This window comes from Candidatus Accumulibacter aalborgensis (genome assembly GCF_900089955.1).
Classification (GTDB): domain Bacteria; phylum Pseudomonadota; class Gammaproteobacteria; order Burkholderiales; family Rhodocyclaceae; genus Accumulibacter; species Accumulibacter aalborgensis.
The window spans coordinates 1-25,696 of the sequence record NZ_FLQX01000094.1 but is presented as its reverse complement, the minus strand read 5'-3'; the positions used below and the strand labels follow the sequence as shown (position 1 = coordinate 25,696).

At 64.0% G+C, this 25,696-nt stretch carries 23 protein-coding genes, 3 tRNA genes and 1 pseudogene; 10 read left to right on the top strand and 17 right to left on the bottom strand.

Translation table 11 applies throughout. The annotated features are described in order from the left end of the window. Positions 1-8 precede the first annotated feature (8 nt). Genes infB through truB form a run of 3 tightly spaced genes read left to right on the top strand, consistent with a single transcriptional unit; the run spans position 9 to position 4,301 of the window. The gene (gene infB, locus ACCAA_RS05550) at positions 9-2,918 is read left to right on the top strand and encodes a translation initiation factor IF-2 (protein ID WP_186406233.1); all 2,910 of its coding nucleotides are present in this window, start codon (positions 9-11) and stop codon (positions 2,916-2,918) included. Then, a complete protein-coding gene (gene rbfA / locus ACCAA_RS05545; protein WP_186406232.1) occupies positions 2,919-3,371 on the top strand; it encodes a 30S ribosome-binding factor RbfA in 453 nt (150 codons plus the stop codon). It begins immediately after the preceding gene. Next, positions 3,372-4,301: a tRNA pseudouridine(55) synthase TruB gene (truB, locus tag ACCAA_RS05540; RefSeq protein ID WP_245754456.1), complete on the top strand. Its 930-nt coding sequence runs from the start codon at positions 3,372-3,374 to the stop codon at positions 4,299-4,301. Here truB and ACCAA_RS05535 read toward each other — a convergent pair. Further along, a complete protein-coding gene (locus ACCAA_RS05535; protein ID WP_186406231.1) occupies positions 4,281-6,437 on the bottom strand; it encodes a hypothetical protein in 2,157 nt (718 codons plus the stop codon). The two genes, truB and ACCAA_RS05535, sit on opposite strands and share 21 nt — an antisense overlap. A gap of 447 nt (positions 6,438-6,884) precedes the next feature. Between ACCAA_RS05535 and ACCAA_RS05530 the strand changes: the two genes are divergently transcribed. Continuing rightward, positions 6,885-8,951 (top strand): nSTAND1 domain-containing NTPase, encoded by a 2,067-nt coding sequence (locus ACCAA_RS05530; protein ID WP_342674034.1) that lies wholly within the window; start codon positions 6,885-6,887, stop codon positions 8,949-8,951. Here ACCAA_RS05530 and ACCAA_RS05525 read toward each other — a convergent pair. Continuing rightward, positions 8,934-9,311, bottom strand: a complete 378-nt coding sequence (locus ACCAA_RS05525; protein ID WP_186406229.1) for an SEFIR domain-containing protein — start codon at positions 9,309-9,311, stop codon at positions 8,934-8,936. The two genes, ACCAA_RS05530 and ACCAA_RS05525, sit on opposite strands and share 18 nt — an antisense overlap. Positions 9,312-9,417: 106 nt before the next feature. Between ACCAA_RS05525 and ACCAA_RS05520 the strand changes: the two genes are divergently transcribed. Beyond that, positions 9,418-10,224, top strand: coding sequence for an alkaline phytoceramidase (locus ACCAA_RS05520; protein ID WP_186406228.1), 807 nt, complete (start codon positions 9,418-9,420; stop codon positions 10,222-10,224). A 175-nt stretch (positions 10,225-10,399) separates the two neighbouring features. Here ACCAA_RS05520 and ACCAA_RS05515 read toward each other — a convergent pair whose 3' ends face one another. Next, positions 10,400-11,062 (bottom strand): MT-A70 family methyltransferase, encoded by a 663-nt coding sequence (locus ACCAA_RS05515; RefSeq protein ID WP_186406227.1) that lies wholly within the window; start codon positions 11,060-11,062, stop codon positions 10,400-10,402. A 182-nt stretch (positions 11,063-11,244) separates the two neighbouring features. On the opposite strand from ACCAA_RS05515, the gene ACCAA_RS05510 reads away from it, so the two are divergent. Beyond that, complete coding sequence (locus ACCAA_RS05510; RefSeq protein ID WP_186406226.1) at positions 11,245-11,997, top strand: adenosylcobinamide-GDP ribazoletransferase; 753 nt, start codon at positions 11,245-11,247, stop codon at positions 11,995-11,997. Beyond that, the gene (gene cobC / locus ACCAA_RS05505; RefSeq protein WP_186406225.1) at positions 11,982-12,536 is read left to right on the top strand and encodes an alpha-ribazole phosphatase family protein; all 555 of its coding nucleotides are present in this window, start codon (positions 11,982-11,984) and stop codon (positions 12,534-12,536) included. The genes ACCAA_RS05510 and cobC overlap by 16 nt, the downstream gene beginning before the upstream one ends. A 150-nt stretch (positions 12,537-12,686) precedes the next feature. Here cobC and xerD read toward each other — a convergent pair whose 3' ends face one another. Genes xerD through ACCAA_RS05485 form a run of 4 tightly spaced genes read right to left on the bottom strand, consistent with a single transcriptional unit; the run spans position 12,687 to position 15,994 of the window. Further along, the gene (gene xerD / locus ACCAA_RS05500) at positions 12,687-13,622 is read right to left on the bottom strand and encodes a site-specific tyrosine recombinase XerD (RefSeq protein WP_186406224.1); all 936 of its coding nucleotides are present in this window, start codon (positions 13,620-13,622) and stop codon (positions 12,687-12,689) included. Beyond that, positions 13,609-14,088: a methylated-DNA--[protein]-cysteine S-methyltransferase gene (locus tag ACCAA_RS05495; RefSeq protein ID WP_186406223.1), complete on the bottom strand. Its 480-nt coding sequence runs from the start codon at positions 14,086-14,088 to the stop codon at positions 13,609-13,611. The genes xerD and ACCAA_RS05495 overlap by 14 nt, the downstream gene beginning before the upstream one ends. 19 nt (positions 14,089-14,107) lie before the next feature. Further along, on the bottom strand, positions 14,108-14,680 hold the full coding sequence (locus ACCAA_RS05490) for a chalcone isomerase family protein (protein WP_186406222.1): 573 nt from the start codon (positions 14,678-14,680) through the stop codon (positions 14,108-14,110). Positions 14,681-14,737: 57 nt separating this feature from the next. Beyond that, on the bottom strand, positions 14,738-15,994 hold the full coding sequence (locus ACCAA_RS05485; RefSeq protein ID WP_186406221.1) for a glutamate-5-semialdehyde dehydrogenase: 1,257 nt from the start codon (positions 15,992-15,994) through the stop codon (positions 14,738-14,740). A gap of 136 nt (positions 15,995-16,130) precedes the next feature. Between ACCAA_RS05485 and ACCAA_RS05480 the strand changes: the two genes are divergently transcribed. Next, a complete protein-coding gene (locus tag ACCAA_RS05480) occupies positions 16,131-16,388 on the top strand; it encodes a hypothetical protein (RefSeq protein WP_186406220.1) in 258 nt (85 codons plus the stop codon). 20 nt (positions 16,389-16,408) lie between these two features. On the opposite strand, the gene holA is transcribed toward ACCAA_RS05480, so the two are convergent. The 6 genes from holA to ACCAA_RS05450 all read right to left on the bottom strand — a co-directional run bounded on the left by holA (position 16,409) and on the right by ACCAA_RS05450 (position 22,859). Then, entirely contained in the window at positions 16,409-17,413 is a 1,005-nt protein-coding gene (gene holA, locus ACCAA_RS05475) for a DNA polymerase III subunit delta (protein ID WP_186406219.1), read from the bottom strand. 19 nt (positions 17,414-17,432) lie between these two features. Then, the gene (locus tag ACCAA_RS05470; RefSeq protein ID WP_186406218.1) at positions 17,433-17,948 is read right to left on the bottom strand and encodes an LPS-assembly lipoprotein LptE; all 516 of its coding nucleotides are present in this window, start codon (positions 17,946-17,948) and stop codon (positions 17,433-17,435) included. Between the two features lie 31 nt (positions 17,949-17,979). Then, complete coding sequence (leuS, locus tag ACCAA_RS05465; RefSeq protein ID WP_186406407.1) at positions 17,980-20,616, bottom strand: leucine--tRNA ligase; 2,637 nt, start codon at positions 20,614-20,616, stop codon at positions 17,980-17,982. Between the two features lie 81 nt (positions 20,617-20,697). Beyond that, on the bottom strand, positions 20,698-21,492 hold the full coding sequence (locus ACCAA_RS05460; protein WP_186406217.1) for a hypothetical protein: 795 nt from the start codon (positions 21,490-21,492) through the stop codon (positions 20,698-20,700). Between the two features lie 189 nt (positions 21,493-21,681). After that, complete coding sequence (locus ACCAA_RS05455; protein ID WP_186406216.1) at positions 21,682-22,302, bottom strand: hypothetical protein; 621 nt, start codon at positions 22,300-22,302, stop codon at positions 21,682-21,684. Beyond that, a complete protein-coding gene (locus tag ACCAA_RS05450; RefSeq protein ID WP_245754455.1) occupies positions 22,299-22,859 on the bottom strand; it encodes a sigma-70 family RNA polymerase sigma factor in 561 nt (186 codons plus the stop codon). The genes ACCAA_RS05455 and ACCAA_RS05450 overlap by 4 nt, the downstream gene beginning before the upstream one ends. A gap of 148 nt (positions 22,860-23,007) precedes the next feature. On the opposite strand from ACCAA_RS05450, the gene ACCAA_RS05445 reads away from it, so the two are divergent. Further along, entirely contained in the window at positions 23,008-23,907 is a 900-nt protein-coding gene (locus tag ACCAA_RS05445; RefSeq protein ID WP_186406214.1) for a FecR family protein, read from the top strand. A 42-nt stretch (positions 23,908-23,949) separates the two neighbouring features. Here ACCAA_RS05445 and ACCAA_RS05440 read toward each other — a convergent pair whose 3' ends face one another. Next, positions 23,950-24,297, bottom strand: coding sequence for a hypothetical protein (locus tag ACCAA_RS05440; RefSeq protein ID WP_186406213.1), 348 nt, complete (start codon positions 24,295-24,297; stop codon positions 23,950-23,952). A 738-nt stretch (positions 24,298-25,035) separates the two neighbouring features. On the opposite strand from ACCAA_RS05440, the pseudogene ACCAA_RS22720 reads away from it, so the two are divergent. Next, positions 25,036-25,197: pseudogene (locus ACCAA_RS22720) on the top strand (methyl-accepting chemotaxis protein); the annotation flags it as partial. 81 nt (positions 25,198-25,278) lie between these two features. Here ACCAA_RS22720 and ACCAA_RS05430 read toward each other — a convergent pair. The 3 genes from ACCAA_RS05430 to ACCAA_RS05420 form a co-directional block, all read right to left on the bottom strand. Next, positions 25,279-25,354 (bottom strand) — tRNA-His (locus tag ACCAA_RS05430). A gap of 8 nt (positions 25,355-25,362) precedes the next feature. Beyond that, positions 25,363-25,439 (bottom strand) — tRNA-Arg (locus ACCAA_RS05425). 60 nt (positions 25,440-25,499) lie between these two features. Next, positions 25,500-25,576, bottom strand: a tRNA-Pro gene (locus ACCAA_RS05420). Between the last annotated feature and the right edge of the window lie 120 nt (positions 25,577-25,696).

Sequence of the window (25,696 nt, the reverse complement as noted above, 5' to 3'; positions counted from 1 at the left end):
GAATTCATATGGCGCAAACAAGTGTTGCCCAATTTGCCACCCAGCTCAAGATGCCGGCTGGTACGCTGCTCGATCAATTGCAGAACGCCGGTGTCGGCAAGAGGCAGGCTGACGACCTGTTGTCCGAGCAGGACAAGTCGAAACTGCTCGAGTATCTGCGTCGTTCGCATGGACGGGTCGATGCCAAGACCAAGATCACTCTGACGCGCAAGGAGACGACCGAGATCCGGTCGCAGGACGCGCATGGAAAATCGCATACGGTGCAGGTCGAAGTCCGCAAGAAGCGTGTTCTCGTCAAACGTGATCCACTTGAGGCACGAGCGGATGCGCGTGTGGCGCAGGCGCCCGTGGAGCCCGAAGCGGTGGCCGTCGCCAGTACCCAAGCACCCGTCGCACCCATCGAAGTGAGGGTTGCGCCGGTCATCGAAGCGACAACCGAAGCGGTTGTCGCAGCCATCGCCGAGCCGGTGCTCGAAGTGAGAGCCGAACCCGTGCTCGAAGTGAGAGCGGAACCGGTCGTCGAAGTGAGAGCCGAACCGGTCGTCGAAGCCACAGCCAAGCCGGTTGCCGAAGCCAGAGCGGCGCGGCCCGTCGAAGCCAAGGACAAGGACGAAGCGCCGGTCGTGGCGAAAACCGAAGCCGCCGTTGAGGTCAAGGTGAGTGCCAAGAAGGTCGTCACGCGCGCTTCGATCATCGGTGAGGAACAGCAGAAACTGCGCGCCGAGGAAGAGCGGCGGCACGCCGAATTGCGCGCGCGCCAGGAGGCCGAGTTCAAGAGCAAGCAACAGCGCATCGTCGACCTGGCGCGGTTGAAGCAGGACGCCGAGGACAAGGCGGTGGCCGCCAAGGCCGCCGTGATTGCCAAACAGGTCGCTGCGCAGACGGCCAGCGAGCGGCCTGCCGAAGACAAGACCCTGCACAAACCGGCAGCCAAGCCAGCTACCACCGACAAGAAGGCAGCCGACAAGAAAGCGCCCGAAAAGAAACCTGCCGACAAGAAAGGCCAGTGGAAGAACGAAGGGGCCAACAAGCGTCCGGGGCTGAAAACGCGTGGCGCAACCGGTGGCACGGGGTGGCGGGACAACAAACATGGCAAGCGGGGTGGTCGTGGCGGCGGCGATGATGAAGAGCACTCCTTCCAGTTGCCGATGGACCCCGTGATTCACCAGGTCTATGTTCCCGAGACCATCTCCGTCGCCGATCTGGCGCACAAGATGGCGGTGAAGGCGACCGAGGTCATCAAGGCGCTGATGAAAATGGGTTCGATGGTGACCATCAATCAGACGCTGGATCAGGAAACGGCGATGATCATCGTCGAGGAAATGGGCCACAAGGCGTTCGCCGCCAAGCTCGACGACCCCGATGCCTTCCTCGACGATACGGTCGCCGAACACAAGGATGTTGCGCTGGAACCACGCGCTCCAGTGGTCACGGTCATGGGCCACGTTGACCACGGCAAGACCTCGCTGCTCGACCACATTCGCCGCACTCGCGTCGCCAGCGGCGAGGCGGGCGGCATCACCCAGCACATTGGTGCCTACCACGTCGAAACCGACCGCGGTATGGTGACCTTTCTCGACACGCCGGGTCATGAAGCATTCACCGCGATGCGCGCACGCGGGGCCAAGGCCACCGACCTGGTGATCCTGGTCGTCGCCGCTGACGACGGCGTCATGCCGCAGACTCGGGAGGCGATTCACCATGCCAAAGCCGCCGGTGTGCCGATCATCGTGGCGGTGAACAAGATCGACAAACCCGGCGCCCAGCCCGAGCGGGTGAAACAGGAACTGGTGGTCGAAGAAGTGGTGCCCGAGGAATATGGCGGTGATGCGCCCTTCGTCCTGGTTTCTGCCAAGACCGGTGTCGGCATCGACGAGTTGCTCGAAAACGTCCTCCTCCAGGCCGACGTGCTCGAACTCAAGGCGCCAAAGGATGCGCCGGCCAAGGGTCTGATCATCGAAGCGCGCCTCGACCGCGGACGCGGACCAGTGGCCACGATGCTGGTCCTCTCGGGAACGCTGCGTCAGGGCGATATTCTGCTCGCCGGTCAGGTCTTCGGCCGGGTGCGGGCGATGCTCGACGAAAACGGCAAGTCGATCAAGGAAGCCGGTCCGTCGATTCCGGTCGAGATCCTCGGCCTGTCGGATGTGCCTGCCGCCGGGCAGGAGGCAGTGGTGCTGGCCGATGAGCGCAAGGCGCGCGAGATCGCCCTGTTCCGCCAGGGCAAGTACCGCGACGTCAAGCTGGCGACCAAACAGGCGGCCAACCTCGAGAACCTCCTCGAACAGATGACCGAAGCCGAAGCCAAGGTCCTGGCGCTGATCATCAAGGCCGACGTCCAGGGTTCTCAGGAAGCGCTCGTCCAGTCTCTGCAGAAGCTGTCGACCAGCGAAGTCAGGGTCAATGTGATCCACGCTGCGGTGGGTGCGATCAGCGAGTCCGACGTACACCTCGCGCAGGCCTCGAAGGCCGTGATCATCGGCTTCAATACCCGCGCCGACGCCGGCGCGCGCAAGGCGGCCGAAAACGCCGGGGTCGACATCCGCTATTACAATATCATTTACGATGCAGTAGACGAAGTCAAGGCCGCGCTTTCCGGCATGCTCTCGCCCGAGAAGCGCGAAGACATCACCGGCCTGGTCGAGATCCGGCAGGTGTTCCAGGCCACCCGGATTGGCACCATTGCCGGCTGCTATGTGCTCGAAGGCGTCGTCAAGCGCAGCTCGCGCGCCCGTCTATTGCGCCGCCATATTGTCGTCTGGGATGGCGAGATCGAGTCGCTGAAGCGCTTCAAGGACGACGCCAAGGAAGTCCGCGCCGGCTTCGAGTGCGGCCTTTCGCTGAAGAACTTCAATACCTACGAGGCGGGTGACCAGATCGAGGCCTACGACGTCACGGAAGTAGCGCGGAGCCTATAAATGAGCGGTAACAAGAGTTTTTCGCGCCGCGACCGGATCTGCGAGCAGATTCGCCGCGAGCTCGCCGAGTTGATCGGCAAGGAGCTGAGGGATCCGCGCGTCGGCATGGTCAGCCTGACCGACGTGCAGGTGAGCGCCGATTACGCGCATGCCAAGGTATTCTTCAGCACGCTGGCCGGCAGCGAGCATCTTGACGCGGTGCAGGCCGGCCTGGATCATGCCGCCGGATTCCTGCGCAGCGAGCTGGGCAAGCGCATCAGCATCCATACGACGCCGCAACTGCATTTCATTTTCGACGAGTCGCTCGAACGCGGTGCGCAGCTCAGCAAGTTGATCAGCGAAGCGGTGGCCATTTCGGAACACGCCGATTTGCCAGCGGATGGCACTGACCACGGCCCAGATTCCGAACCCGACACCAACTCCGACCCCCAGCACGGCCCCGGACAGGGTTGAGTGTCTGAGTTGATCGGCAAGAAGACCTGGCGGCGCGTCGACGGCGTGCTGCTCCTCGACAAGTCGACCGGAATGACCTCCAACTCGGCGCTGCAGGCGGCGCGGCGCTTCTTTTCCGCGGCCAAGGCCGGGCACACCGGAACGCTCGACCCACTGGCCAGCGGTCTGCTGCCGCTCTGTTTCGGCGAGGCGACCAAGTTCTCGGTCGACCTGCTCGCGGCCGACAAGACCTACGAAGCCGACCTGCTGTTCGGTATCCAGACCGACACCGGCGACGCCGACGGCAGCGTCGTCAGGCGTTGTCCGGTGGACTTCGGGAACGGCGAACTCGAGGCCGCCATGGCCAACTTTCGCGGCCCGATTCGACAGATTCCGCCGATGTACTCGGCACTCAAGAGAGACGGGAAGCCCCTCTACGACCTCGCCCGGCAGGGAATCGAAGTCGAGCGCGCGCCGCGCGAAGTGACCATCCATGACCTGCAACTGCTCGATTTTGCCGGTGATCGCTGTCGTTTGCGGGTCACCTGCAGCAAAGGAACCTACATCCGCACGCTGGCCGAGGATCTTGCCCATGCGCTGGGTGGCCTTGCCCACCTGACAGCCTTGCGGCGAACTGCCGTCGGCGCCCTGAACGTAGTCGACGCGGTCACGCTGGAGCAACTGGCGGAGCTTGCCGAAGAAACGCGAGGACAATGGCTGCTCGCCCCCGACACCCTGTTACAGAGCCTCCCGGCGACCGCTCTCGACGACGAGGCCGCGCGCCGCTTCATGCATGGCAATCCGGTCAGCGTCATGGCGGCGCCGGGGAAGTGCCGGGTCTACGGCCAGGGCCGCCTGCTCGGCCTTGGCGAGGTTGATGACGCCGGCAGCCTGCAGCCGCGCCGGGTCGTTGGCGGCGCTGTAGGTTGCTCAGGGGACGAACGTGAATGAGGTCTGCGTGATCACGCCGATCAGGTTCAAGGTCCCAGGCACCGCGAAGGCCGCCAGCCAGCGATAACTGCCCGCAGGTTCCTCGCCGCTGAAGGAATAGCTGAAGACGGGCGCAGCGAAGAAAGCCACAGGCCAATCGCGCAGGATCGGCTGCGCGGTTGTCGTGAAGTTCAGGCCACCCTGCCAGAACTGCACGCAGGCGAGCGAGACGCACCCCGGGAACTGCAGGGCGATGTAAACGTCGGCGACGACCGCGCTTGACCCCGGTGTTGCGCGAGCGCTCAGGGTCAGCGTGTTCCCCGTCCGCAAGTCCTGCTGTTTGACGGACAAGGACAGGGTCGGGACGAGCAAGTCAAGCAGTGGATCGCGATTCTGAGCAAGATACGCCCAGGCGGTGGGTGAAACACCGGCCATCGTCGTGTTCCACGGCGCCAAGGGACCGCCAGACCAGTGGTCTGCTGCTCCTGGGAAAGCGCCGGGGTAGCTTCCGTTGGGTGGAATCTGCAGCGCAGCGATCTGCTGCATCACGAGGTTCGCGTCCTTGATTCCGGCCGACGCTGCCTGCGCGGAAAACTCGACCGTCGGTGTGTAGGGCCCCGCGATATCGCCGTAACCGTACATCGAGCCATCGAACGAACTCACGCGCATGGTGGACGCTGCATACCCTTGGGAGTCCAATGCTTCCTGCACCCGGCCGATCGAGCGAAGAAAGGTGACTCCCCAACTGCCGCTGACGTCGATCGCCGTCGCTGCGTCGGCAGGAAGGACACCTGGCTTCATGCGGCGCTGGACGGGATCCCACCCAAATTGAAAAATGGCCTTGCCCAACTGCTCGGCTTCGTAAGCCTTTCCGGCGGCCAGCAAACCGAAGTAAGCCGAGATGTTCCCTTCGGTTCCCAGTGAAATCAGGTTGGGATAAGCCGGGTTGCGGCTGAATTGACCCAGCAGCCAGGCGGCTCCCCGGCTCACCGCGTCGCTGAGCGCGTCCGGATTATCGTAGAAACCGCCGAGCTGCAACTTGCGCAGAGCGATCAGAACCCAAGCGCCGTTGCCGACCCATTCGCAGGTGTCGATATCCTGGATCAGCGTTTCGTTCCCGTCGCAGGGAAGCGACTGCGACGCGCGAGCCGGAGGGCTCAGCACGCCGTTGTGCGACAGGTAAGTCGAGAACCATGCGCCTGACTGAGTTTTGCCCGATGGAATTTGCAGGCTGAGCAGCTTCGCAGCCATCCTTTGCGCCGCATCGCGAAAGGCGACATCGTTCGTTCGTTCATACTCGTACAGGAACACCAGCAGCGCCTCGGCCTGCGCATAGCTGTTGAAACTGAGGCTCGTTTCCGGAAACCAGGTCGGGATCAAATCCATTCCCACCCCGCTCCGGGCCACCTGGGTGCGCAAGGCACTGGCGGCGTCGGCGCTCAGCGTCGGGTTTGGCGTGACCGCTTCAAACCCTGTTTCGATCAGTCGATTGACCGCCCCGGGCTTCAGATCGACAGCCGCAAACTCGTCCAGAAACAACGTTCCGACATGCTCTTCCGGTGGCCCACCCAGCGACGGATTGTCGAACACTTCGCAGCCAGCGCAGCGAACGATCGCCATCTCCAGGCCAACGATGTCTGCCAGGTTGATCGTCCCGTTGCCGCTCAATTCGCGAAGATCGATGTAGATCGCTCGCCACACCGGCAGATCGGTCATGCTTCTCAAGGTGGTGGCGAAAAGACCGTTCGTATCCCTGAGCTTGATTTCCAGGCTGTCGTGGCTATTGACGTTGGAGCCGCGCAAGGCAAGCCGGAGGTGCGTGTAGTGGCTCAGATCCCGGTGGGGAGAGAGGGTCCGTTGCAGTACGATCCAGCTCTGCCCGGCATTCGGGCTGCCGACAGGCGCCACATTGCGCAGATCGAAGTCCACTGCCATGGCGTTGCCATTGCAGCCGGCAACCGGGCGCAGGGTCGGCCGAGGAATCGATTGATGCGCGCTGCAACAGTAATCCCAGGTGGAATCGAAGTCGTCCAGAACCGTGTCTACGCGCCCGTCACCGCAAGCTATTCCCCATGAGGGAGCAGACAGGGCGACGTTTGCACCGACCATCAGCACGAGAAAACACAGTGACGAAAGCTGCGATAATCTCATCATCATCCCCCGGTTGGCTTCGGCACTGACCCTTGCGCGCAGCCTTGCTGCGGCTCTGCCCAAGGACACCAACAAAATTCAGGCCGTTGATATATAGAAATATTATATTCAAACGCTGACGGATTTACAAAACGAACCTGATTAGCGCTGTGCTTCAGCTTGTAGGTTGGGGTGAGGCACGAACCCCAACATTGAAGGGTGGGAACTGGTTGGGGTTCCTGCTTCACCCCAATGGAACTCCCGGCGCACCCATCCGCCAGCCACGCCCCCGTCGCGCGGATGTGGGCAATCTCTCACGGTGGCGACAGGGGCCGGGTTGCCCTAGACTGCTGGATTTCAACTGAACGCAGAGAAGATAGCCACTGATGAAGTGCCCACTGTGCCACGAGAGAAAAGGAAAACGACTGTGCAAGGTCAACGCCGGCCAGTTGATCTGTCCGCTTTGCTGCGCCGCTGGGTGGGCGCCGAGGTCCAGGTCGCCTTGCGGCGGCACCTGGCGGCGGACAACGACCAGGACCGCCTGGCAATCTCCCGATCCTGCTCGCAGACGCCAGCCCCGAGGCTCTGCCGCCATTTCTCGCCAACTTCCAGGCGACCCACTGGAACTCTGTCGAAACGCTGCCCGCCGGCTGGATCGAGGCGATCAGAGCGCACGCGGTCGACCTCGCCGAACCACCAGGCAGACTGCCAATTATCACCGGCTGCCCCTTCCTGGGCCTCAACGCCTTCACCAGCGAGAATGCCCGACTGTTCTTCGGGTGGCGCAAGGAAACCATCGAGGCCGTGAGCTACCTGGGTGACCAGCAGCAGACCAACCCCGAAGACCTGCGTACCGCCGGCGGCGCCGCTTATTGCCGCTGGCTGCAGATCGAGGGCAGCAGCGGTACCGGCAAGTCATCGCTGGTCAATGCCGGCATGCGGCCGATGATCGAACAGGGCGCCTTGTGGGCGCGCACCGGCTTCGAGCGCTGGCGGGTCCTCGGCCCGATGATGCCGGGCAAGGACCCGCTGGCCAACCTCGCCACAGTCGTCGAGCATGGACTCACCCCGAAGCCGGTCCAGCCCGATACCCTGGCGAGGCGGCAGCGACTGCAGACGGACAAACGCGCGCTGGCGCTCGACCTGCGCGATTTCAGGCACGCAGAGGAAGAGCAGACGGCGTTTCTGCTGATCGTCGACCAGTTCGAGGAGCTGTTCACCTTCGCCGAAGGTGAATCATGCCGGCAGTTCGACGCGCTACTCGCGAACGCCCTGCAGGACCCCGAATGTCCGCTGTTTTTGATCGGCACCGTGCGCGCCGACTTTCTCGATCGCTTCGGGCAGTTGCCGAGCCTGCAGGCGATCTACAACAGCCACTGCAAGCGCTACTTCCTGCCGACCATCTCCGAGCATGGCCTGCGCGAGGTCATCGAGCAACCGGCGCGGCTCGCCGGGGTCAACGTCAGCGAGGTGACCGACGCGATTCTCGCAGACGCCTGCGGCGAGATGGGCGGCGCTCTGCCACTGGTCGAGAACGCGCTGTTGACCCTGTGGCAGCAGCGCGAGGGAACGCTTCTCAGCGGCGACGACTACCGTGCGGCAGGAGGCATTGCCGGCATGCTGATTGCCCAGGCTGACCAGTTGCTCGCACGCATCGGAGCGGAGGTCAAGGGGGGTCGGCAGGCGGCACTGGACCTGCTCTTGCGCCTGACCCAGATCAACGACGAGGGCCGCCATTCGCGCCGGCGCATCAGCCGCGAAGAGGCAGTGCCGGAGGCCGGTGAGCGCGTCGTGCAGATGCTCTCCGGCGAGCTGGGTCCGGACCAGAGTCACCAGAAGCAGCGTGGCGCGCTGCGGCTGATCGTCGTCACCAGCGAGGATCAGCGCCAGCCGGAAAGCGCGGAGCGGGCCAGCAATGACAGCGCGAAAGTGGGCACGACGGGGGAGAAGGAAAAGAGCCGGCCAGCGCAGCAACGCTCCGTCGACCTGATCCATGAGACGCTGATCCGTGCCCGCGGCAAGGACGAAAAGACCGGCAAACGCTTGGGCTACTGGCCGACGCTCTACGATTACATCGGGCAGAACCGTGATCGCGAGCTGCACCGCGGGCAACTCCGCTTTCAGGCCGAACAGTGGCGCAAGAGCGCGCGCCTTTGGTCGCTGGTGGAATCTCGCCGGCTGGCAAGATCTCTGGCGCTACCGGCGGCTGCGGAGAGATCGGTGCAGCGGCGAAGGGCGTTTTGTATTCTGGAGCCGCTGTGCGGCGTGGACTCAGCTCGGATTGCTGCTGGCGCTGCTCGGCGCATTCGGCGAGGCTGCCGGAGATGGTGGAAATCGGGGCTGGGAGCTTCACGATGGGCTGTGTGCCAGGCCGAGACGTCGAAGGTGGCTCCCGCGCGGGGACCGACAACGGCGGCAGGTAGCGCATTTTGCCGAGCGCTGGCGCCAGCGTCTCCGGCTGGTCAGTCAGCAGGCGGTAGAGTTCGTCGTATTGCTCATCGAGCCGGAATTTGGGGAAGTCTTTCAGCGGCAGCGGGATGAAGCGTTCGTCGCCGGCCGGCGGCCGCACGGGGATGACTGCTTGTTGCTGAACTTGTCGTCGTAGAGCGCCTGCGTGATGTGTTGCGACTCCCAGCGCACGCCGCGCCCGCTGCCGGCGGGTGCGTTGCCGTCGAAGCGTTGGCGGTACTCCTGGGTGCACACGACGAGGACCCAGTCGGACTGTTCGATCTGTGCAGTCATCCACGGCCGCCAGCCTTTCTCGACCCAGGGGAAGTAGCGGTCGATGACGGCATCGACGCCGTCTTGTCGCAGTCTGTGGGCGAGCGCCAGCACCCAGGCGGAATGGCTTCCGGATTCCTGAGCATAGCTGATGAAAACGCGCGGCGGATGGTCGATCATGGGGTGGGCGAGCAGGCAAGTGGCAAGACTTGTTGCGCATGATAGGACTTATCGCGGGTAACGTGGCTGCGTCGGCGGTTTTCATTTTGTCCTGCTCGCTGGCTGTGTGGAGGCACTTCACCGGAGTTGCATCATCAATCGTCTGCTTGCCCGTCTGCCACTTCTGATCACCGTCTCCGCAGTGCTCGCCATGCTGGCGAATGGGCCGATTGCGCAGTTGGCGAACTATCACGAATTTGCCGATCAGCGCACCGCCTTTGGTCTGCCCTGCGTCGCTGACGTGCTGTCGAATGCCGGCTTTGCTCTGCTTGGTCTCTGGGGCTTGTCGCGCTTGTGGTCAAAGCGTGGGGAGCCGGCCATCCAGGCTGGCTGGCCTGGTTACTGCATGTTCCTGATTGCCTTGACGCTTACGGCTGCCGGTTCGAGCTATTACCATCTGGCTCCCGATAACGCCCGCCTGGTCTGGGATCGCCTGCCGATTGCACTGGCCTGCGCGGGTTTGCTGGCCGGCGTTCGGGCAGAAACGCATGCCGGATCGGATCGTCAGCTTTATACGGGGGTATTGGCGATCGTTGCCGTCGCCAGCGTTGTCTGGTGGTACTTCACGGAGCTGCACGGAGCCGGAGACCTGCGCCCTTATCTGCTCGTGCAGGGCTTGCCGATCATCCTTGTTCCCCTGTGGCAGGCAATCCATCGGGCACCCGCGGCGGATCGGCGTTCATTCGCCCTGGCCTTGTTGCTCTACGTCGCCGCCAAAGCCGCCGAGCTGCACGACCACGAATTGTTCGACATCCTGGGCTGGATCAGCGGCCATACGCTGAAGCACCTGCTGGCGACAGGAGCCGCGGCAGTGCTGGTCAATCGGCTGGTGCAACGCGTATGGGAAGCAGCGAAGGGCCGTAGCTTGGGGTGAGGAACGAACCCCAACGTCGAAGGGCAGGGAAGGGACTACGTTGGGGTTCCTTCAACCCTACGATCTGAAACGGATGTCGCCGGCTTTGTCCGGGTAACACGCCGACTTGTCAGCGTAATAAGCGCGCAGCATGGCGAGGTCGGTTTCTTCATTACCGGAAAGCGTGACCCAGTGATCAGCCCTCCGCCAGCAGGCGGTCGGCGTCGGTTTCTGCTTGCGAGTGGTGGGCGTAAGTCGGCCAGTCGGGAGAATAGTCGTCGGCCTGGTGGCCCCAGGTCGTCCAGCCGGCGCGCGAGCCGCGGGCGAACATTTCCAGGAAGGGGCCGGGCGAGCACGATTCGATCAGCTCGTACGCTTCGTCGGGCTTGCGCGAGTGCTCTCGCTTGCGGGTCTTGATGATATTGACCTGGCGACGACCGGGGGCCAGCGTGCGCGCATTTTTTCCTCTGACGCCGAAGAGGATCAGTTCGGTGGTGTTGCGGAAATAGAAGCCGACGCCGCGCCCGTCCGGGCCGCCGTCCTTGCGGATTTTGTGCCAGACGATGTTGCTCTTGTATTCGAATCCCCAGGCGGTGAGGACGCGCAGTCCGTCCGGCAGCAGCGCGTTCGGCACCCACAGGTAGAGGTGCGCCGTGTTTTCGACGATTGCCGCTACGGGGAGGGCGAGAATATCGGTCAGTGTCATCGTCGCGTAGCGGTTCAGGCGCTTGTGCTCGGGCGCCATCTTCCCGGTCCGGTTCTGGAACTGCCACGGAGGATCGGCGAGGACGGTGGCAAACTTCCGATCGCCGACTCGTTCCAGCAGGTCGGCACCCACCTCGGGAAAATGCGGTTTCATCTCTGTTGATCTTCCACGTGAAGGGACTGACTCTCTGGCATGGCGGTTCTTCCGGTCAGCCGCCATCTTACCGTTCCGGCGGCCAATTGGCGAGCGCACTACCCGTGGGCACGCACAGTCGATGGCTTCCGGCCCGCGTCTCGGGATACCATCGGGACCTCGCTCACCCGCCTGGTCGACAGATGCTCAAACGCGAACTCGAATACTTCTTCGGCGCACTTCGTTTCTTCACGCGCTTGCCGGTGCCGAGATGGGTTGGTCACAGCAGCGACGCGCTCGACCGGGCGACGCGCTATTTTCCGGCGGTGGGTCTGATCGTCGGCGCGATTGCGGCGCTGGTCTTCGTCCTCTGCTCGTACCTCTGGCCGACGACGCTGGCGGTGCTGGCGGCCATGGCCAGTTCGCTCTACGTCACCGGGGCGTTTCACGAGGACGGCTGGAGCGATATGGTCGACGGCTTCGGCGGCGGCTGGGAGAAGGCGCAGATCCTGACGATCATGAAGGACTCGCGAATCGGCAGCTTCGGCGCCATCGCGCTGGTCATCCTGCTGCTCGCCCGCTTCTGCGCGCTGATCGAGTTCGATCCGCTGGAGATTCCGTTCGTCCTGCTGGCCGGCCATGCGGTCTCCCGCTTCGCGGCGACGACGCTGTTGTGTGGCCTCGACTACGTGCGCGACGAGGGCAAGGCGAAGCCGCTGGCGACGCGCATCAGCGTGGGGGAACTTGGCTTTGCCGGGATGACGGCCGTTTTGCCGCTGCTCCTGCTGTCAGCCAGCGAGGCGCTGCTCGGCTGCCTTCTGGCCGCGCTCGCGACGCTCTGGCTGGCCCGGATGTTCCAGCGCCGGATCGGTGGCTATACCGGCGATTGTCTCGGTGCCACACAGCAACTCTCGGAAGTCGCTTTCTACTGCGGGCTGCTATGCAGCTTTTCCTGATCCGCCACCCGCGGCCGCTGCTGGCGACCGGCGTTTGCTACGGCCAGCTCGACGTCGAGGCGGAAGACCCGTGGCCGTTGGTCGAGCGTCTGCGTGCTCTGCTGCCAGACGACATCGCGGTGATCGCCAGCCCGTCGCGGCGTGCCCGTGCTATGGCCGAGGCCTTGCACCCGCAGCCGCAGTTCGATCGGCGGCTGATGGAGATCGACTTCGGTGCCTGGGAGGGATGCCACTGGGAGCGTATCGAGCGGACGCTGCTCGACGCCTGGGCCGCCGACGTGCTGCACTTCGTCCCGCCGGGTGGCGAATCGGCCGCCATGCTGCAGGCGCGCGTCGTTGACTGCATCTTGACCCTGTCCGGGTCGAGCTGCGCGCTGGTCACGCACGCCGGCGTGATCCGCGCGCTGCTCGGCCACTGGCTGCGCTTGCCGATCGGCGAGTGGAGCCAACTGGCGCTCGATTTCGGCGGTATCACGCTGGTCGAACTGGAGTCCTGCGCAGCCGACGCGCCTGGTGTGCTGCACTATCTCAACCGCTGAGGCGGTACCGCGAACGACGTGCGGCCAACGATGTAGGGTGCAATAAGCGCAGCGCATTGCACCGCCAGCGTCCGGCGCAATGCCCGTTGGTTATTGCGTCCTGCACCATCCCTATCAGCCGGTGAGACCGACGCTGGCAAGAACGATCTGTCAGCCGCGCGGGTGGTGCTGGGCGTGCAGGAGCTTGAGCCGTTCGCGGGCGACGTGGGTGTAGATCTGCGTCGTCGAGATGTCCGAATGACCGAGCAGGAGCTGGACGACGCGCAGGTCGGCGCCGTGGTTGAGCAGGTGGGTGGCGAAAGCGTGCCGCAGCACATGCGGCGACAGCCGGGCAGGGTCCATTCCGGCCTGCAGCGCGTAGCGCTTGATCAATTGCCAGAAAGCCTGCCGGGTCATCGCCGAGCCGCGCGTGGTGACGAAGACGTCGTCGCTCTGACGTCCGGCGAGCAGCGCCGGACGGCCGTCGGCGAGATGGCGTCGCAGCCAGTCGCGTGCTTCCTCGCCCAGTGGTACCAGGCGCTCCTTGGCGCCTTTGCCGAAAACACGCACCACTCCCATGTCGAGACTGACTTCGTGCAGCCTGAGGCCGACCAGTTCGGAAACGCGCAGGCCGGTGGCGTAGAGCGTTTCCAGCATCGCCCTATCGCGCTCGCCGAGCGGCGTGTCGGTCTGCGGTGCCGCCAGCAGACGTTCGACCTGCACTTCGGAGAGGACTTTCGGTAGCCGCGAGGGCATCGCCGGCATGGCGATGCTCAGTGTCGGATCGCTGCTCCGCCGGCCCCTCGCCAGTTGATGACGGTAGAAGCGACGCAGGGTCGACAGGTAGCGTGCCTGCGACGAAGCGCGCAGCGTCTGCGAGAGCGTGGCGACGAAGCGCATCAGCGTCGCTTCGTCGACGCCGCACAGTGAGCCGAGATCATGCTCGCCGAGCCAGGTGGCGAGCTGCAGCAGGTCGCTGCGATAGCTGGCCAGCGAAGCCTTGGCCAGTCCGTCTTCAAGCCACAGCGTGTCGCAGAAGGCATCGATCTCGGCGAGATCGGTTGGCTTGGCCGCCGCGTTCGCCGCGTTGGCCTCAGCAGCCTTCATGCGCCAGCAGCCAGCGCTTGACGTCGAGCAGAAAACCCCCGTTCTGGCGGGCAAATCCACCGAGGCCGCCGTCGCTGGCCAGCACGCGGTGGCAGGGAACGACGAGCGGATAGGGGTTCGCGCCGCAGGCCTGGCCGACTGCCCGCGGCGCGTTGTGCAGTAGCCTGGCCACTTCGCCGTAGCTGCGTGTCTGGTGCGTCGGGATGGCCGCGATCTGTTGCCAGACGCGGCGCTGGAACGGTGTGCCGGCGGCGCGCAAGGGCAGGGCGAAAACGTATTCGGCGTCCGCCAGGTAGGCGCTGAGCTGGCGCGCCGCTTCGGCGGCCAGCGCGTTCCGCGGTGCTACTGCGGCGGTGAGCGCGAGAAAACGGATGGCGCGGATTTCGTCCTCGTCGCAGCGCACGCCGAGGCAGAAACCCGGCGCGGCGATCACCGCCTGGTAGTCGCCTTCGGCGTGCGTGCTCATGAGCATGACTCGCTGTGGCTCAGGAGGCCTTGCCGAGCAGGGCCTGCTTCAGATCATCCTGGACCGGCTTGTTGCCCAGCCAGATTTTCAGCAGCGCCTTGTAGAAATCCTCGCCGGCGATCTCCTTGCCCTTCACCTGCCCGTTGACAGTCAGTCGTGTGCCGCTCTCCGGCAGCCAGTCGATGACCACGGTCGTTCCGCTCTTGGCTTCGCCGATGATGAGCAGAGTATCCGAAAACTGCTTCAGGCGATCCTTCAAAGCCACCATTTCGGCTTCCGAATGGTTGTTGGCCATTCCCTCTTCGAGCGCATCGACGAACTGCTTGGCGCTGAGGTCGCGCAGCAGGCTGATCGAAAGTCGTTTGGCGCCCCTGGCGGCGAGAACTGCGTCGGCGTCGCTGTGTTTCTCGGGCAGGTAGAGGGCTATCGCATAGACCTTGATGACCAGCTTCTTGCGCAGGCCGGCACCGTTGGCCAGCAGCTCGCTGCTGCCGACTCGGGCCTTGTCGTCGAACTTGACACCGGCGACTTCTACCGCTGCCGCCAGATTGAAAGACACTGCGGCCACGGCCGCCATCAGCAGGTGTTTCATGTACGTCTCCTTGATTATCGGGTGCGTGTTGAGAAGTCGTGACCATTTGGATGAGGCTCAGGCGCGCACTTCGCCGTTGCCGAGAACGATCCATTTCTGGCTGGTCAGTCCTTCCAGGCCGACCGGGCCACGGGCGTGAATCTTGTCGGTCGAGATGCCGATCTCGGCGCCGAGTCCGTACTCGAATCCATCCGCAAAACGGGTTGAGGCGTTGACCATCACCGAAGCCGAGTCCACTTCGCGCAGAAAACGCATCACCGAAGTGTAATTCTCGCTGACGATCGCGTCGGTGTGATGCGAACCGTAATGATTGATGTGCTCGATCGCTTCGTCGAGCCCGGAGACGACCTTGACCGAAATGATCGGCGCCAGGAACTCGGCGGCGTAATCTTCCTCTGTCGCTGCTCTGGCGTGCGGCAGCAGGGCCAGGGTTTCGTGACAGCCGCGAATCTCGACGCCTTTTTGCGTCAGCATCGCGGCGATGGCGGGCAGCACCTGGGCGACGACCGAACGTGCCAGCAGCAGTGACTCGGCGGTATTGCAGGTGCCATAGCGCTGGGTCTTGGAATTTTCGACGATCTGCAGGGCTTTTTCCGGATCCGCGTCGTCGTCGAGGTAGACATGGCAGTTGCCGTCGAGATGCTGGATCATGGGCACGCGCGACTCGGCCAGGAGGCGCGCGATCAGTCCCTTGCCGCCACGCGGAACGATCACGTCAACATACTCGCGCAGGGTGATCAGATGGCCGACGGCGGCGCGGTCGGTGGTCTCGATGACCTGCACAGCGTTGGCCGGCAGCCCGGCAGTGGCCAGTCCTTCCTGCACCAGGGCAGCAATCGCCCGGTTGCTGCGGATGGCCTCGGAACCGCCGCGCAGGATCGAGGCGTTGCCCGACTTCAGGCACAGCGCAGCGGCGTCGGCGGTGACGTTCGGGCGCGCTTCATAGATGATGCCGATCACACCCAGGGGAACGCGCATCCGGCCGACCTGGATGCCGCTCGGCCGGAATTTCAGGTCGCTGATTTCACCGACCGGATCGGCCAGTGCAGCGACCTGATCGACGCCTTCGGCCATCGCCGCAACGCCCTTCGCCGACAGCGTCAGGCGATCGAGCATTGCCGGTTCGAGTCCGGCAGCGCGCGCTGCGGCCAGGTCTTCCCGATTGGCGGCCAGCAGGTCGTCGGTATCACGGCGGATGGCGGCGGCGATGGCGCGCAAGGCGTTGTTCTTGGCGTTGCTGTCGGCACGGGCAATGCGGCGAGACGCTTCGCGCGCGTGCTTGCCGACGTTTTGCATGTACTGCTCGATGTCCATGAGGCTTCTCTCTTTATTTACTGTGAAAGTCGCGCCAGCGACAAACCAATTATAGCCATCCCCGGCGCGCAAGGGTCAAGGGAACCACTGCCAGGGAACATACTCTGAGGATGATTGCCACTGGCCCGTAGCTATCATGAAAAAAAAGAAACTGATTGTGCCTGCCGAAGTAAAAGTCTGCGCCACCTGCAGTTACTGGGATGGTGAGCGCAGGGTCGATGACGAACTGCGTGTGGTAGTCGTCGCCGAGGATTCCGCAGGAGAATGCCTGGTGCAGAGCAAGAACTCCTCGGGCCTCAACGATGTACGCGGGGAAACCAGTCATTGCGCGTGGGAGCACCTGGCGCCTGACGCTCCACCAGGCAATGACCCTGAGGGGGGCCGTAGTTCCTGACCCGGTCGACTGCGGCCGCTTCAGAGCGCAGCGATGTGCAGGCCGAGCCGGCGGAACTCGTCCCACACGTCGCCGCTGGCCAATCCCTTGATCATCCTGTCGATCCGGGCGGCATGCGTCAGGGCGGCTGTCGCCCGCTTGCCGTCTACTCTCTTCAGCGCGCCCTTGATCAGCGCCTGCCGCGCACCCCAGACGCGCGCCTCCTTGAGCAGCAGATCGAGCGGCTGGCGCCCTGCCAGGCCGAAGTGGATCTGGGCCAGCGTGCGCACTTCTTCGCTCATCGCCCAAAGGACCAGCAGCGGTGCTTCGCCCTCCTGCTGCAGACCATCGAGGGTGCGCGTCAGGCGCACGAGGTCTCCGGCCAGCATCGCTTCGCGCAGACCGTCGAGGTCGTAGCGCGCGACATTGAGCACCGCGTCGCGAATCTGTTCGAGGCTCAAGGCACCGAGCGGGTAGAGCACGCCCAGTTTCAGAATTTCCTGGTGCGCAGCCAGTAGATTTCCTTCGACGCGCTCGGCAATGAAACGCAGCCCTTCCGTATTGGCGCTTTGCTGCTGGCGGCGAAGGCGGCCGGCAATCCAGGTCGACAGGTCGGCAAGCGCCGGCGGTAGCAGCTTGACCACTGCGCCGGCCGCTGCCAGCGCGTTCATCCAGGCGGACTTTTCGTCGCGCCAGTCGACCCCGTGCATGGTCACCAGCAGGAGCGCATCCGGCGACGGGCGCGCGCAGTACTCCTGCAAGGCTGCACTGCCGTCGCGCCCCGGCTTGGCGTTGGGAATCCGCAGGTCGATCAGCTTGCGGCCAGCGAACAGCGACAGGCTGCCGGCAGCGTGATAAAGGTCATTCCAGTTGAATCCGGCGATCGCCGTGAGCACTTCGCGATCGTCAAAACCGCGTCGGCGCGCAGCGGCGCGAATGGCGTCAGCGGCTTCGATGACCAACAGGGGTTCGTCGCCATGGACCAGGTAGGCCGCCTGCAGCTTGCCTTCGAGATGCGCCGCGAGGTTTTCGCCCTTGAGCTGCATCGGCGTCTGCGCCTCGCCGCTACTCGGCGGCGGCTGGGAATACCGGCTTGACGGCCGCCAGCTTGCGCATCAAGTGCTGCACCAGGTCATTCTCCATGTCGCGCCAGAGCAGGGCTTCTTCCTGCTGCTTGGCCAGGATGTTGGAGTCGTCGTAGGTCAGGTCGCGGACCAGTTCGATGGTCGCCGGCGGAACCAGGTCGCGTCCCTTGGCATCGGTTACCCGGTAGTTGTAGAGGTAGCGCAGACGCAGCTCGCTGACCCGGCCAGTGCCCGACACCGACAGGATGACGCGGTCACGATACTCGGCGCCCGGCAGCAAGGTGGCTTCCGCATCGCTGGCCGTCAGCGCCACACGTGTCGAAGCCGACGAGCGGATGGCGCGCTTGAGGCTGGCACCGACTACCGAGTAGTCAGGCATCGCCAGGTAAAGGCTCTCGTAGGGCAACGCGTAAGCACCGCGCAACTGGAAGCCACAGCCGGCAAGCAGCGCGAGAGCCAGGGCCAGCAAGGCGTTGCATGGTCGCGCGAAGGGCATCGGCATGTTCCTCAAAACCTTGCTCGCTGTGTCAGGCGACGATGTTGACCAGGCGGCCCGGAACGACGACCAGCTTCTTCGCTGCGGCGCCCGCCAGATGCTTGCGCGCCGCCTCGCAGGCCAGCGCGGCGGCCTCAATGCTCGCCCGGTCGGCGTCCGCCGGTACGCGCAGGCTGCCGCGCAACTTGCCGTTGATTTGCAGCACCAGTTCGATTTCGTCCTGTTGCAAGGCGCTCGCATCGGGCTTCGGAAAGGCCGCGCTGGCTGCCGTATGGCCGGGCTTGAGAAGCGCATACAGCGCTTCGCAGACGTGCGGAACGATCGGGTAGAGCATCAGCGTCACGGCTTCAAGCGTTTCCTGCCGGACGGCGCGAAGCGCCGCCGAGTTGTCGGCCGAGTTGCCGGCAATCCTGGCATAGGTGTTGAGCAATTCCATCACCGCGGCGATGGCGGTGTTGAACTGCTTGCGCCGGCCGTAGTCGTCGGCGACCTTGCCGATCGTCTGATGCAACTGACGCCGCAAGGCTTTCAATTCTGCCGGTCGTTGCTCTTGCTCCGCTGCCTCGATCGCCGCCACGCCGGCAGCCGAGACGTGCTCGAAAACGATTCGCCAGACCTTCTTGAGGAAACGGAAGGCGCCCTCGACGCCGGCATCGGACCACTCGAGCGACTGGTCGGGCGGGCTGGCGAACATGATGAACAGCCTTGCCGTGTCGGCGCCGTATTGTTCGATCAGCGCCTGCGGATCGACGCCGTTGTTCTTCGATTTCGACATCTTCTCGATGCCGCCGACGACAACCGGCAGGCCATCGGCGCGCAAGCTGGCGCCGCTGGCGCGGCCACGTTCGTCATGAACCGCGTCGACCTCGGCCGGATTGATCCATTGCTTCTTGCCGTGGCTGTCCTCGCGGTAGAAGGTCGGCGCGACGACCATTCCCTGCGTCAGCAGCCTGGCAAAGGGTTCGCCGAGCGGTTGGTCACCGAACAGGCCGAGGTCGCGCATCAGCTTGGTCCAGAAACGCGAGTAGAGCAGATGCAGGATGGCGTGTTCGATGCCGCCGATATACTGGTCGATGCCGCCCTGGCACCAGTAGGCGACACGCTCGTCGACCATCGCGCGATCGTTGTCCGGGCAACAGTAACGCAGGAAATACCACGACGACTCGACGAAGGTGTCCATGGTGTCGGTTTCGCGCCGCGCCGGCTGGCCGCATTGCGGGCAACTGCAGTCGTAAAACTCGGGCATGCGGGCGAGCGGCGAGCCAGCCCCGGTGATCGTCACGTCCTCGGGCAGCACCACCGGCAGGTCCTGGTCAGGTACCGGTACGTCGCCGCAGGCGGCACAGTGAATGATCGGGATCGGGCAGCCCCAGTAGCGCTGCCGGGAAATTCCCCAGTCGCGCAAGCGGAACTGCACCTTCTTTTCGCCCAGTTGCCTGGTCGCCAGGTCGGCAGCGATCGCGTCGATCGCGGTTGCGTAGCCGAGTCCGTCGTATTTGCCAGAGTTGACGCAGGAACCGCGCTGCTTGTCGGCGTACCACTCCTGCCAGCCATCGAGCGAAAAACGCTCACCGGCGACGGCGATCACCTGTCGGATCGGCAAGTCGTATTTCTTCGCAAAAGCGAAATCGCGCTCGTCGTGTGCCGGCACCGCCATGACCGCGCCGTCGCCGTAGCCCATCAGCACGTAGTTGCCGATCCACACTTCAACCTGCTCGCCGCTCAGCGGGTGCGTGACGAAGATGCCGGTCGGCATCCCTTTTTTCTCCATCGTCGCGAGGTCGGCTTCGGCGACGCCGCCCTGCTTGCATTCCTCGACGAAAGCGGCGATCTGTGGGTCGCGCGCCGCCGCGTAAGCGGCCAACGCATGCTCGGCCGCCACGGCACAAAAGGTGACGCCCATGATGGTGTCGGCGCGGGTGGTGAACACCCACAGCTCGCCAGGCTGGCCATCGAGTTGATAGGGAAAGGCAAAGCGGACGCCGGTACTCTTGCCGATCCAGTTCTTCTGCATCACCCTGACCTGCTCGGGCCAGCCGTCGAGCTGGTCGAGATCGGCCAACAGTTCTTCCGCGTAGGCGGTGATCTTCATGTAATACATCGGGATTTCGCGCTTTTCGATGAGCGCACCTGAACGCCAGCCGCGGCCGTCGATGACCTGCTCGTTGGCGAGCACGGTCTGGTCGACCGGATCCCAGTTGACGGTTCCCAGCCGTTTGTAGATCAAACCTTGCTCATAGAGGCGGGTGAACAGCCATTGCTCCCAGCGGTAGTACTCTGGCCGGCAGGTGGCGATCTCGCGCTGCCAGTCGATGGCGAAGCCCAAACGCTTGAGCTGGGTCCTCATGTAGTCGATGTTGGCGTAGGTCCACTGCGCCGGCGGGACATTGTTCTGGATCGCGGCATTCTCGGCGGGCATGCCGAAAGCGTCCCAACCCATCGGCTGCAGGACGTTGTAACCCAGCATACGGTGGAAGCGCGCGAGGACGTCGCCGATCGTGTAGTTGCGCACGTGCCCCATGTGCAGCTTGCCGGAAGGATAGGGGAACATCGACAGGCAGTAATACTTGGGTCGAAGCGGGTCCTCGACGGCAAGCGCCGCTCCGCTGCGGTTCCAGAATTCCTGAGCGGCGACTTCAAGGTCCGCGGGTTGATACTTCTCCTGCATGGCGGGCTGATGCTCTTGCTGCATGGCCAGTGACGATCCGGAAATGGGCTGAATCGCGGATTATACGCACACGGCGCTTGCTCAACGAGGCGGATCCGGCGTGAAGCCGGCGGGAAACGGGTTCGGAGCCGGGTTCGGCTGAGGCCTCGGCCGCGGAATGATTCCCTGGGCCAGCAAATTGGCGTGACTGTCGTAGTAGAGGGTGACGACCTCGGACGGCGAATCGCTGGCGCGGCGGAAGTCGGTGTATTGAGTCGGCGCGCTGATTCGTTCGCCGTGGCCGGTGCCCAGGCGGGTTTCCGCCTTTTTGCTCACCGCCGCGTCCTGGGCCGGTGCGGCGGCCTTGGCCTCGGCCCGCGACGACGCGCCCTCGGCGGCATCCAGGCTGCCGCGAGCACGTGGCTGCATCGCGACCTCCGGCATGGCCACCGGTTCGGCTTCCCGATAAACGGCAACGCCGATGACCCCGACATTCTGTGGTCGGTCAGTGCGGCCGGCGTAGCTGTCGGCAACGCTGGTGAAATAGAAGGCGGCCACTTCGTCCATGCTCTTGCGCCAGCCGCTGATTTCGGCCGACTGTGCCGGCGAGAGGACATACCCGGACTGGGAGGTGGCTGCGGTCTGACCGCTCAAGGCGTTGATGCCGTCCACCGAGAGCACGGTCAGCAGGCGGCCGGCGCTCTTGTTGCGCAGGATCACGGCGTAGCGGTTGCCAGGCGCGCCGGCGACGTAAAGCCGGCCGCGATGGCGGTAGACTTCCAGTTGTTGGCCGCTGCTGCGGTCCAGGACGCTGATGTCGACCAGCGCGCCGGCGTCGGCGACGGTGATGCAGCCCGCGACGGAAAGGGCGGCGAAGAGGGCGGCGATTTTTTTCATGACGGTTTCCTTACCGTGAAAGTCGCGCGAGCGACTCACGAATCTCCCCTCGCCCGCGCGCGGGAGAGGGGTAGGGGGGTGAGGGGAACGGACATGACTTTCATTATTGGAAGTGTCTTGAGAAGTCATGATCGTTGGTCAGTGAGCAGGTAAGCCTGTAAACGTAGGCGGCCGGCGAACGGGGTTGGATCACTGACGAAAATCGTCGGGCAGCGGGTGGTCCGGATGCGCGCGCCGGAACTCACGCAGTTGCCGCTCGGCTTCTTCGACCTTGCCTTCGCGCAGCAGCGTACGGATTTCTTCAAGCCAGGTGGTCGGACTGCGGGCCATGTCGGCGCGCGATTTTGCCAGTTCGGGTGCGGCTGCTCGGGCAGGAGGTGAAGGAGCCGACTGGCGACGCGCTTCGCCGCGGCTGCCGGTCGCGGCGCCCATTGCGGCCGGGGCCGTGGGCAGGCTTTCGCGCTTCGCTTCCGCCGGCGCCGCCTGGTCGCTGACCTTTGGCAGGGCCTGCTCGGCAGCGACCTGGCCTTTTGCCTGGCCGCCGCGCTCTGCCGGCAGCTCTCCGGGCGGCGGTTCGTGGAGCAGGGCGAGCGTCAAGCTCAAGGCCAGCGTCGTCGCCAAAGCCAGCGGCGTGCGCCAGCGCGTCCACCCGTCGCGGCTGTGCACCGGGCGGTCGGCAAGTGCAGCCCGTGCGGCCGCCAGGACTCGCCGGTCGACCTCGAGTGACGGTTCGGCGCTGCAATGCTGCCGATAGAGCCGGGAAAGTTGCGCATCGGTCGGCGAGTCCTGGTCCTGGTGCAGCTCGTTCATAGCAGATCCTGCAGCGAATGTCTGAGTTTGGCCAGCGCGTAGCGCAGTCGGCTCTTCGTCGTTTCGCGGGCGGTGTCGGTCGCGGCAGCGATCTCTGCCAGTGTCAGGCCACCCTCCTCGGCGAGCAGGAAGGCATCGCGTTGGGCAGGCGGCAACTCGGCCAGTGCCAGGCTGATCCGCTCAGCAAGAGTGCGCCTTTCGAGCAAGGCATGGGGCGTTTCATGGCTGGGTGCGGGCAGGCTGTCGATCAACTCATCAATCCCGTCGGCGTCGTCGTCGATGGCGTTCGAGACCAACTGCGTGGCCAACAGCGGCGCATGCTTCCGGTAGTGATCAACCAGACGGTGGTGGGCAATCCGAAAAATCCACGTTGAAAAGCGCGCCAGCGGTTCGTAGCCCGCGCGGGCGTTGACGACCTTGATCCAGATATCCTGATAAAGCTCCTCGGCAAGCGCGGCGTTACCGCAGTGCTGCGTCAGATAGCGATGGAGCGACCCTCGATAGCGCCGGTAGAGCGTGGTGAACGCATCTGCGTCACCGGCACGGTAGGCCAGCATCAGGCGCTCGTCGCTCCACTCTCCTCGCATTCTCCCAGTCTAGCGGCTGCACGCGAAAGCGCAAGTCAGCCCGACACCGGTCCCTGGCGGATGCCCCAGGCGCACTGTTGGCGTTAGAATTCGTCTCCATCGCAAAACCGGACCGCCCATGAACAGGCATCGCATCCCCTCTCTCTTCGGCGTTGCCTGGCTGGCGTCCAGTCTGCTGGCGCAGGCATCGACCCTTCCCGAACGGACCGACGCGGTCGTAGACCAGGTGCTGATGCCGGCCTGGGTCGAACGGCAAGGCGTTCGCCAGCCACTCTCGCCAGGGCTTGCCCTGCGTAATCACGACCGCGTGATCACCGGTTCCGACGCGCGCGTGCGGATTGACCTGGCCGATGGCAGCGTGCTTGGCCTGGGCGCCGATACGCACCTGGAACTCAATGCGCTGGGCGTCCGTGAGCGGCACGTGTTTACAGCCGCGCTCGACGTGCCACGAGGGGCGCTCCGCTTCAGTACAGCGGCCGCCGTCCGCCATCATCAACAGCGTGCCGTCAATCTGCGTGTCGGTTCGATCACCGCGGGGGTTCGTGGCACCGATCTGTGGGGTAGCGCAGATTCGGAACAAGACCGGCTCTGCCTGCTCGAAGGCAGCATCACGGTGTTGCACCCGCAGGCCGAGGCGCAAGAGATCAGTGAAGTGCCAAGCTGTTATCGAGCTAACACGGGGGCGGCACCGGCAGCAGTCGAGTCAGCGACCGCGCAGCAAGTCGCCGTTTGGGTTACCCAGACCGCACTACAAATCGGCAGTGGGCAGGCATCACGCGATGGAAGATGGGTGGTCGAACTGGCGACGCTGGACAGCGAGGCCGCTGCGCTGTCGCTGTATGACCAGGCACGCGCGGCCGGTTACGCGGCGCGCATCAAACCACTGGCGGTGGCCGGCGGTGGCTATCATTATTCGGTTCGCATAGCCCAACTGGCGACCGAGATCGACGCAGCGACACTGGCGGCACGTATTGCGCAGTTGCTGCCCGTGTCGACGCCCTTCGTTGCGCGTCGCTGATCGAGGGCGCCAGCACCGCGGCGGCGTATCGCGACTGCGCTGTCACGCGGCGTGTCTGCGTACGCCGAACAAGTCGTTCCAGTTGGCTTGCCATAGTCTGACGACGTTGTGCACGGTGATCAGGTTCAGCTTCGAAATCCGGTTCTGATGGCGGTACACCCAGGAAACGCAGGTTTTGGTGCCGACCGTTTCGTGGACCACGGTCCGACTGCCTTCAGCCTCTGCGAAGTCGATGAAACGCTCCACTGCCAGGTGATAATAGTCCGAACTGTCGCAACAACCGATCATGACCCCCGCTTCTCCTGCGGCACGGCGCCACAGCTTGAGCGCGAGTTCTTCGCTGATGCCGGTCCGGTGCGCGACCCACGGTAGTATTTTCGGTGCTTTCATGCTCTTTGCTCCTCAGATTCTGGCGGTGCCAGGCACTGTGATTTTTCGACAGAGAACCTCGTGAGCCCAGTCGTGTTGCAGTGCAGCATCATTATAGAGGTTCTCTGGGTCAAGAGTTGGGTTTTTCGTCTACTTTGTCTTCAGGCCATCGGTGGAGGCTCCAGTTGGGACCATGTTCGGCTTTGCAGAGGTGATTCCCCGGGCAGGACTAGCAGTTCCTGATTGTTGCGCCGCAGCATCGCCTGTGCCTTGATCTAATTGCAGGTTAGCATGCGCGCGTTTTTGACTGTGTGCGATAGAGCACTGATTGGCTTCTATCGGAAAAAAGGCCGCTCGTCGCCATCGGGAACGCGAGTCGCCAAGTCACGCCAGCCGAGATTCCTGGTGCGACGGATAGCGACCCAAAATAGCACCGCAGATAGACTGGCAGGAACGGTGCGACAAATCCGGACCGCGGTGGCCGCGGTCAGCGGCTCGGCGGCGCAGCTCTCTTCGACGATCGGCAGCGTAGCCGAGAGCGTGCACCAGCAAAGCGCTTCGGTGGGCGCCATGGTCGCCACCGTGGAAGAAATGTCGAGTGGCATCGCGGTGATGGCCAAACAGTCCGACACCGCGAAGCTCAAGGTTCAACAGACCGGAGTCCGTTGCAATCAGGGCAGCGACGAAATCACCAGTACCGCCTTGGTGGTGGCAAGTCTGGCCGCCGATGTTCAGGGAACCGTCGACTCCATGCAGTCACTGGGCGCACGCTCCCGCGAAATATCGAGCATTGTGGGCGTGATTCGCGAGATCGCCGATCAGACCAACCTCCCCGCCCTGAACGCGGCCATTGAAGCGGCTCGGGCCGGCGAGCAGGGGCGTGGGTTTGCGGTCGTCGCCGACGAAGTGAGTAAGCTTGCTTCGCATCCCGCAGCGACAAGCGAATACATGCAGCGCGCTGAACTGTCTGCCGCCAGCGCTCTTCGGGGCGTGAGGTTTTTTTGGGGCGATGTACGGGGCTCGAACCCGTGACCACTGGAATCACAATCCAGTGCTCTACCAACTGAGCTAACACCGCCATTACTCTGGCGCGCCCGGCGAGACTCGAACTCACGACCCCCGGCTTAGAAGGCCGGTGCTCTATCCGGTTGAGCTACGGGCGCAAATGCGAGACACTTTGAAACTTGTTTCCTGCCGGTACCGCCTCTTGCTGCTGATTCCACTGGTCGGGGCGGTGGGATTCGAACTCACGACCCTCTGCTCCCAAAGCAGATGCGCTACCAGGCTGCGCTACGCCCCGAGAAGAGACGCATTCTACAATCTGGCAGCGCCGTGGTCAATGACACTCGGCGGAGTCCAGCCCTGACGCATGACCCAGTCGAATCGGGCCCGTTTGCCGGTAACGCCTGCTTTGGCCGCC